8 protein-coding genes are annotated in these 7712 nt (G+C 28.7%); 7 read left to right on the forward strand and 1 reads right to left on the reverse strand.

Annotation, left to right across the window (positions count from 1 at the left end; all coding sequences use genetic code 11):
* The 4 genes from ACRDDY_RS16410 to ACRDDY_RS16425 form a co-directional block, all read left to right on the forward strand.
* A partial coding sequence (locus tag ACRDDY_RS16410; RefSeq protein WP_438566014.1) for a FecCD family ABC transporter permease occupies positions 1 to 638 on the forward strand: 638 nt, incomplete at its 5' end.
* Positions 638 to 1474 carry an ABC transporter ATP-binding protein gene (locus tag ACRDDY_RS16415; protein ID WP_438566015.1) on the forward strand — a complete coding sequence of 279 codons (837 nt, stop codon included), beginning with the start codon at positions 638 to 640 and terminating at the stop codon, positions 1472 to 1474. The genes ACRDDY_RS16410 and ACRDDY_RS16415, both read left to right, overlap by 1 nt.
* 18 nt (positions 1475 to 1492) lie before the next feature.
* A complete protein-coding gene (locus tag ACRDDY_RS16420; protein WP_438566016.1) occupies positions 1493 to 2497 on the forward strand; it encodes an ABC transporter substrate-binding protein in 1005 nt (334 codons plus the stop codon).
* A 44-nt stretch (positions 2498 to 2541) separates the two neighbouring features.
* On the forward strand, positions 2542 to 2757 hold the full coding sequence (locus ACRDDY_RS16425; RefSeq protein WP_438566017.1) for a hypothetical protein: 216 nt from the start codon (positions 2542 to 2544) through the stop codon (positions 2755 to 2757).
* A 79-nt stretch (positions 2758 to 2836) separates the two neighbouring features.
* On the opposite strand, the gene ACRDDY_RS16430 is transcribed toward ACRDDY_RS16425, so the two are convergent.
* Positions 2837 to 3487 carry a lysozyme inhibitor LprI family protein gene (locus tag ACRDDY_RS16430; RefSeq protein ID WP_438566018.1) on the reverse strand — a complete coding sequence of 217 codons (651 nt, stop codon included), beginning with the start codon at positions 3485 to 3487 and terminating at the stop codon, positions 2837 to 2839.
* Positions 3488 to 3968: 481 nt separating this feature from the next.
* On the opposite strand from ACRDDY_RS16430, the gene ACRDDY_RS16435 reads away from it, so the two are divergent.
* From ACRDDY_RS16435 to ACRDDY_RS16445, 3 genes are all read left to right on the forward strand, one after another.
* Entirely contained in the window at positions 3969 to 5558 is a 1590-nt protein-coding gene (locus tag ACRDDY_RS16435) for an amidohydrolase (RefSeq protein ID WP_438566019.1), read from the forward strand.
* Positions 5559 to 5736: 178 nt separating this feature from the next.
* Entirely contained in the window at positions 5737 to 6570 is an 834-nt protein-coding gene (locus ACRDDY_RS16440; RefSeq protein WP_438566020.1) for a MerR family transcriptional regulator, read from the forward strand.
* A 240-nt stretch (positions 6571 to 6810) separates the two neighbouring features.
* On the forward strand, positions 6811 to 7551 hold the full coding sequence (locus ACRDDY_RS16445) for an ABC transporter ATP-binding protein (protein ID WP_438566021.1): 741 nt from the start codon (positions 6811 to 6813) through the stop codon (positions 7549 to 7551).
* Positions 7552 to 7712: the final 161 nt, after the last annotated feature.

A 7712-nucleotide genomic window follows, 5' to 3' on the forward strand; every position in this document is an offset into this window, starting at 1 on the left:
TTACTTGTGGAGTCTTAGTATTTATTATTGGGACAAGTTGTGGAAAAGTTAGTTCTACAACAAGACTTATATTATCAGGAATGGCTTTATCTACTATATTTTCAGCTTTGACTAATCTTTTAATTTATTCAGCTGAAAACTCAAATCAAGCTAAAAGCGCTATGTTTTGGATTATGGGAAGTTTAGGGGGAGCTAAATGGGGAGTCTTAGGATTTCCATTAGTAACATTGCTTGTAGTTTTAGTAATTTCATTATGTTTATCAAAATCTTTAGATTTACTTTTATTTGGTGATGATAGTGCAATAATGCTTGGAATGAATGTTAAGCTTATAAAAAGTGTAGTTATAGTACTTGCAACGCTTTTAATTTCAGTGATTGTATCTTTAACAGGAGCAATTGGTTTCATAGGGCTTATAATTCCGCACATCATAAGAAATATTACAGGAAGTAATCATAGAAGATTAATAATACTATCAGTTTTATTAGGAGCAGTATTTTTAATTATTTCAGATATACTTGCAAGAGTTATATTTACACCAAGAGAAGTTCCAATAGGAATAATAACAGCCTTAATAGGTGGGCCAGTATTCTTATGGCTTATAGGAAGAAAAGATTATTCTTTTGGAGGTAAAAAATAATGAGTAATTTGAAGGTAGAAAATTTAAATTTTTTTATTGATAATAAACAGATTCTAGATAATATTAAGCTAGAAATTAAAGAAGGGCAATTTGTTGGAATAATTGGATCAAATGGTTCCGGGAAATCAACATTATTAAAAAATATCTATAGAATTTATAAACCTAAAAGTGGAAAAATAACTATAGATAATGAAAATATGGGGAAAATGAGCAATAGGGAAGTTGCTAAAAGATTAGCAGTTCTTGCTCAAGAAACAGGTTCAGAATTTGATTTTGCAGTAGAAGATGTTGTGAAAATGGGCAGATATCCATATAAAAATTTATTTGAAGATTATTCGGATAAAGATTTAGAGTTGGTGTCTAAAATGCTTAAAAAAGTAGGTCTTGAAAATTTTAAAGAGAGAACTTTTAATAGTTTATCAGGTGGAGAAAAGCAGAGAGTCTTAATTGCAAGAGCTTTAGTTCAGGATGCAAAGTTTTTAATTTTAGATGAACCAACAAATCATTTAGATGTAGGATATCAACTTCAAGTTATGGACATGGTTAAGGAATTAAAAATGACAACATTTGCAGCAATCCATGATATGAATATAGCAGCAATGTATTGTGATTATTTAATAGTAATAAAAAAAGGTAAAATAATAAAAAAGGGAAGGACAGAGGAAATACTTACAAAGGAGCTTATAAAAGAGCTTTTTAATGTTGAATGTCATGTAGGTAAAAATCCTGTAACTGGAACTTTGCATATATTTTATATGAGTACACATGAACATGTAGATGGAATTGGAAATGGTCACATTCATTTAGATGGATACACTGGTATTCACAAGCATTAATAGGGGGAGTTATAGAGAATGAGTAAAAGATTAAGATTGTTAGTATTAGGGGTAGCTGTAATGGCTGGTTCAATGGCATTTGTAGGATGTGGAGCTGAAGAAAAGTCAGTAGAAGGAAATGGACAAGTTGCAGAGAAATCGGAAAGCTTTAAATATGCATATGATAATGGGAAAGAAAAGGTAGATGTAGAGGTAAAAGAAAAACCTACAAAAGCTGTTACATTATCACAATTTATGACTGAAATGTTATTATCCTTAGATTTAGGAGATAAAATGGTTGGAACTGCTTTATTAGATAATCCAATTTTACCTGAATATAAAGAGGCTTATGATAAAATTCCAGTTCTAGAAATTGCAGATGGACATAATATATCTAAAGAGGCATTTACTGCTTTAGAACCAGACTTTGTTAGTGGATGGGAGATGTCGATTGCAGATGATACTACAGGAACTGCTAAAGAACTTGTAGATGGTGGAGCTAAACCATTTGTAGCTAAATCATTAGCAGGAACTTCAACTATAGAAACAGTGTATGAAGATTATGTATCACTTGGAAAAATCTTTGGTGTAGAAGATAAAGCTACAGAGGTAATTAATAAGATGAAAGCTGAAGTTGAAGCTGTAAAAGATAAGCTTAAAGATGTAAAAGAAGATAAGGTAAATGTTTTAGTATATGACTCTGGTGAAAAAGATGCTATGGTTGTAGGTTCAGGATTACCAAATAACTTAATAACTTTAGCAGGAGGAAACAATATATATGGAGATTTAAAAAATGCATATGAAACTGTTTCTTTTGAAAGTATAGTTGAAAAGAATCCAGATGTAATATTAGTAACTGAATTCTTAGCAGGAGATAAGGCAGAGGATAAAATAAAGTTTTTAAAATCTCATCCAGCATTAAAGGATGTAAATGCTATAAAAAATAATAAAATATTTGTAGTAGAACTTGCAGACCTTTCACCTGGTGTAAGAAATTCTAAAGTAATAACAAAAATGAATGAAATATTTTATGGTAATAAATAGGAAAACTATTTTATTATAGATTTAAATTTATGGGGGGATTAATAATGAAAGAATTAAACAAATACCCACACACACATGAAAACTGTGAATGTGGATGTGAAGAACACAAACATGAAGCTGAGGTATGTCATTGCGGATGTGAGGAGCATAATCATACTCATAGCCATACACATGAGGAGTGTGCTTGTGGATGCGAAGAGCATACTCATGCAAAGGAAGTTTGTCACTGTGGATGTGATGAACATAATCATACACATTAATTAAAAGATAAAAAGCACAATAGAGTTTTTCTACTGTGCTTATTTTTTTATGTTTTCCTTAGTGAATAATTCTACTCAATTACATATAATTATTTACTAAATAATAGCATCTCTCTTTAGTCATTTGATAAAGAGCCTTTGTTGCTTCTTCATTGCCTGAGTTATAACCTGCATTATATTTACTTTTCTGTTGTATCCAATTTTGCTCATTCTTTGTTAAAGAAGCCATTTCTGACTGAGGTAGTTTGTCTTTAAGAACACCCCAAATTTTGTTAAGTTCCTTATTCCACATTTGATAAAGTGAGGCATCTAAAGTCACTATGCCGATTTGCTCACCAGATGATAGTTTCGGATACTTTATATTTGCCATTTCATCTAAAAATTGAGTTTTAGTAGCATTTAAATTATTAATTTGATTGCTATTAGTTTGTGTAGATTTAGTAGCATGAGTAACTTCAGTAGTTTGGATATTAGAAGTAGTATTTTGGGTAGATTGCTCTTTTGTTTGTCCTTGAGAAGTTTCTTCTTTAGCATTTTGTTTCTTCTCAGTTTCTAGTTCTTCAGCTTTGGCTTGGGTAGCATCTATTTGTTGTTCTTGTTTTTGCTGTTGCTCAAGTTTCTGTTTTTGTAATTCTTCATTCTTTTTATGAATAAAGAAGAAACTAGCAGAACAAATAATAACAACTACGATAATAATACCAATAATAAAGCTGATTATTTTTTTATTCATATAAAAATTTCCTTTCTTGAAAAGTTCTTCTTTTAGATTATATATAGATATTAAATATAGAGAATAGATAAAATAAGACGAAAATTAATAATGATTTATTTATATAAATAGAATGAATAAAAAAATAAGTAGCTTGTAGTTTGTTACATATTATAGAAATAATTTAGTAATAAATATGAGAAAAATATAGTAAATTCTAAAATTTGAATTTACAGAAAATTAATTGATATTCATATAGAGAAAGATGATTTAGAGCTATTTAGGATTTTCTATTAGGTTTATTTTTAGCTTGGAAAAATTATAGTATTAGAATTAAAGAAGAAGTATTTTATTAAAGTTGAAGTGAAGATAATAATAGAAGATAGGTTATTATAAAAAATATTTAATTTATAAAAAAACTTATAATTCTATAAGATTGATTAATAAAGAGAAAAGGAATATGCTACTTAGTATTAGAGTGCAATTTAATGGAGGTGTTCTTATGGAAAAAGTATATTTTAATGGAAAAATTCTTACAATGGAAGATGAAAATTTAAAGTCAGCAATATTAGTTAGAGATGGAATAATTGCGGGAGTAGGAACAGATGAAGAGGTATTAGGTTTAAAAACTAATGATGCAGAAGTAGTAAATTTAAATGGAAAGACACTAATGCCGGCATTTATAGATCCCCATAGTCATATTACAAATGTTGCAAGGACTTTAGCTAGTGTAGATTTAGGTGAAGCTAGAAGCTTTGATGATATAGTTGATAAAATACGTGCATATATGAAAGAAAATGATATTAAAAAAGGTGAATGGGTTTCAGGATTTAATTATGATCATACAAATCTTAAAGAAAAAAAACATCCAACAAAAGAAGTTTTAGATAAAATTTCAAATGAATATCCTGTTATAATAGCTCATGCATCAGGACATATGGGAGTTACGAGTAGCTTAGGATTAAAACGACTTAATATAGATGATAGCACAGAAAATCCTAAAGGTGGAACTATTGGTAGAGATGAAAATGGTAAAGCTACAGGATATTTAGAAGAAAATGCTTTTATAAATACATTTTTAAGTATGACAAAAGTATCAGTAGAAAAATTAGCAAGTTTAGTTAGGAAAGCAGAAGATGTATATGCAAGCTATGGAATAACAACTGTACAAGATGGTTTAATGAGAAGTGATGAATTCAATGTTTTAGATTATATGAGTAAAGAAAAAGTATTAAAGTTAGATGTTGTAGGATACGTTGAAGTAAATAGTTCAGATATTGTTGAACAGAATTCAAAATATTTAAAAAAATATATAAATAGATTTAAAATAGGTGGATTAAAAATGTTGTTAGATGGATCACCACAAGGAAGAACAGCATGGTTAAGTAAACCATATAAAGGTGGAGAAAAAGATTATGTAGGTTATCCAGCTTATAGTGATGAAAAAGTGCAACATTTTGTAAATTATGCATTAGAGAAAAATATTCAATTGTTAGCACACTGCAATGGAGATGCTGCATCAGAGCAATATATAAAAGCTTTTGAAAAAGCAATTCTTCAAGATGGAATGAGTAAAGATACGAGAGAAGTAATGATTCATTGTCAAACAGTAAGACATGATCAGTTAGAAAGAATGAAAAAAATAAATATGATACCATCAATATTTATAGAGCATATATATAGATGGGGAGATATTCATATTAAAAATTTAGGTAGGGAGAGAGCAAATCACATAAGTCCAGCAGGATATGCATTAAAACAAGGGTTAGTTTATAATTTTCATCAAGATTCACCAGTATTAAAGCCAGATATGTTAAAAACTATTCAAACAGCAGTAACAAGACTAACATCTAATGGAGTATTACTTGGGGAAGATGAAAGAATATCTGTTTTTGATGCATTAAAAGGAGTAACAATTAATGGAGCCTTTGAGTATTTTGAAGAAAATAAAAAAGGTACATTAACTAAAGGAAAACTTGCAGACTTAGTTATATTAGATAAAAATCCATTAGAAGTAAATAAAGATGAAATATCTAAAATAAAAGTTCTTGAAACAATAAAAGAAGGAAAAACAATATATAAAAATGCTTAAAAGTAAAGCTCAGTAGATTTTATTTTCTATTGAGCTTTACTAATTTTTAAAAATTTAAATTATATAAAATTATTAATTAAGTAAAAATATCTTTCTTTAGTCATTTATGTAATGACTTGTGTAGAGTCTTGATTACTCTTATAATTATAATAAAGTAATTTATATGGGAGAAATGAGAATGGGGAAAGAGATTTATTGTAGCATTGGTCAAGCTTCAGAGATGCTTGGAATATCTAGGGATACTATAAAGTTTTATGAGGAAAAAGAATTGGTAGAGCCTATAAAGGATGAGGAAAATGGTTATAGAAAGTATAGTATTGAAGGAATACATAACCTGTATTTAATTAATTTTTATAGAGAACTTGGAATTGAACTTAAGAGAATTAAAGAAATTAAGGACTCTAGTGAACTTAATCATGTGGGAAAAATTTTAGAAGAACAAGAAAAAAAGCTTTCTTTAGAGCTTTCTAATATGAGGAAACTGTTTAATAAGGTTAAGGAGACAAGAGGTGATTACTTAAATGTTGTAGAAAATATAGATAAGTTTTCTATTAGAAGTCTTGGACCTTTTAAGGTTCTTCGGGAAATAACTGAAACTGCTATTGAAGATGCTAATACTGTAGTTTTAAAGTATAAAGAATCAGTAGAAGAAAATGGACTATCTAATAGGGCTCATACTTTAGATAATTTATTAAAGGAATTTTCTTTTAATAAAGAAGAGATGATGGGGGAAAAGCATTTAGTTATTAAAAAAGCTAGAAAAAAGACTGGAAATCTTTTTTACAAAGAATGCTTATACACAGTTTTAAAAATCCCAGTTGTAGGGACAGAAGAAGAAGGCGAAAAAGTTTTTTCAGACAATTACAATTTATTTATGAAAGAATGTTCTAAAAGAGGTATAGAGCCTTTAGGAAAAGTATATTTAAAAATGGTTTTAGGTGTATTTGAAGATAATAGAGAGTTTATGTATTTAGAAGGATTTTTACCTGTAGAAATTAGTATTAAAAATTGAAAATTTAGAATTATGGTAAGAACTAGCTTGGGCTAGTTCTTTTTATTTAGAAGAAAATAGTTTGGGAGTTAATATGTTAGAGGAAAGAAGTAAGAGTATAGGAAGGTAGTATAAAGTTAATAAATGGAATGAATTTAATTAATATGAAATTTAGGTATTGACCTAGGAGTTGCTCCTACCTTTAAGATTTAATTATAGAAAGTTTGGTGCTTTTGCGTTTTATAAAAAAGGAGAATATTTATGAGAATTTTAGAGGTTAATAATTTAAGAAAGTTTTATGGTGACAAGATTGCTGTGGATGGAGTTAGTTTTTGTCTTAAGGAGGGGGAGATTTTAGGTTTTTTAGGACCTAATGGTGCTGGTAAAAGTACTACTATAAATATTTTATCTACTATCTTAAAGAGTGATGGTGGAGAAATAAAGTTTAGAGGAAAGCCTATTTTAAAGAGTATTAGAGATTATAAAAAGCATTTAGGTGTAGTTCCTCAAAGCTTGGCTTTATTTGATAATTTAAGTGCTTATGAAAATGTAAAGTATTTTGCAGGCTTTTATGGTTTAAGGGGAAATATTTTAAAGGAAAGAGTTTTAGAGGCTTTGGAGATGGTTGGTCTTAAGGAGAAGAAAAATGAAACTCCTAAGACTTTTTCAGGAGGAATGAAGAGAAGGCTTAATATAGCTTGTGCTTTAGCTCATAAACCAGAGATTTTAATTTTAGATGAGCCAACTGTAGGGATTGACCCACAGTCAAGAAATCATATTTTAGAATCTATAAAAAGGTTAAGGGAAGAGGGAACATCAGTTATTTATACAACTCATTATATGGAAGAGGTTGAGTCTATTTGTGATAGGGTGGTTATAGTTGACTTAGGAAAGGTAATTGAAGAAGGAAAGATTAGTGATGTTATAAATAGATGTGATAAGGAAAATAAAAACTTAGAGGAAGTATTCCTATGTTTAACTGGGAAAAATTTAAGAGATTAGGAGGCTTGGATAGATGACAAACATGATTAAGATGCAACTTAATAGCTTGTTTAAAAATAAAATAATGATAATAAATTTTGTGTTATATCCAAGTATTCTAACCTTTATAATTGGATATTTGGCAGAAGGATATTTTAAATCAGGAATAACTTCCTATGAAT

It is taken from the genome of Clostridium sp. (assembly GCF_051656525.1).
In the GTDB taxonomy this organism is placed as follows: Bacteria; Bacillota; Clostridia; order Clostridiales; family Clostridiaceae; genus Clostridium.